Origin of the sequence: Ruminococcus bromii (assembly GCF_002834225.1) — a bacterium.
GTDB classification, from domain to species: Bacteria; Bacillota; Clostridia; order Oscillospirales; family Acutalibacteraceae; genus Ruminococcoides; species Ruminococcoides bromii.
This window is the reverse complement of the sequence record NZ_NNSR01000059.1, coordinates 1-855: the sequence shown is the minus strand read 5'-3', so window position 1 is coordinate 855 and position 855 is coordinate 1. Positions and strand designations below refer to the sequence as shown.

The 855-nt window shown below is 37.9% G+C and carries 1 pseudogene; it reads right to left on the bottom strand.

The features are described 5' to 3' along the window. Nucleotides 1-855, bottom strand: a pseudogene (locus RBATCC27255_RS10470) (hypothetical protein); the annotation flags it as partial.

The window sequence follows — 855 nt, the reverse complement described above, 5'->3', positions numbered from 1 at the left end:
CAGAGTATCATTACCCTTTACAAGGGCAATAAGGTTTTTGTTGCTGTCATAGTAATAGTTGGTCTTAACTCCGTCAACAGACTTCTGTGTTCTCATACCGTTTGAGTCATAGCTCATTTGAACGGATTTGTCGGAAGTGTTGATTTTCTTGAGAATTCTTCCGTTTTCCCACTCAAAAATCATATCATCACGGTACGTTAATGGGTTACCGTTCTTATCATATGTGATACTGTCGCCGTCAAACTCGGTGAGTTTATCTTTCCAGTTAGTATCATCATACGAATAGGTTCTTGTTTCAAGTAATTTTACAGGTGCCCAGTTAGTTCCGAGTGAATACGATTCCATTTTTTGAATGTTACCGTAGTTATCATAAACTATTCTGATATAGCGACCTGTTCGGGTATCTGCATACCATACAAGCTGATTTAGTTCATCGTATGTATATACGGCTACCTTTTTGCCGTTTTCATACACATTCTCTACATTACCTGTATCGTTGTAATTATAGCTGTAATCCAGAACCCTATCAGAACTCAACTTATAACTGATACCGCCAACCATATTTGTAGTAGCATTACTTTCACTGCCGTGATAATAAGAATACTGCTTTGTAAATACGGTATCGCTCTTGTTCTGTTTTGTTGTTACAGTTGACACTCTTCCGAAATCATCGGTTGATGTTTCGTTAGTTACACCGTCATTGCTTACAAATGACTTTCCGTCATCATCTGAGCCTGTTGTAATAGTCTTTGTCTGACCGTTTACAGATGTTTTTTCAACTGTATTGCCGTTTGAATCGGTAACAATATAATGAGTAAGACTGCCGTCTGATGATGTACGATATTCGCTTTCAAG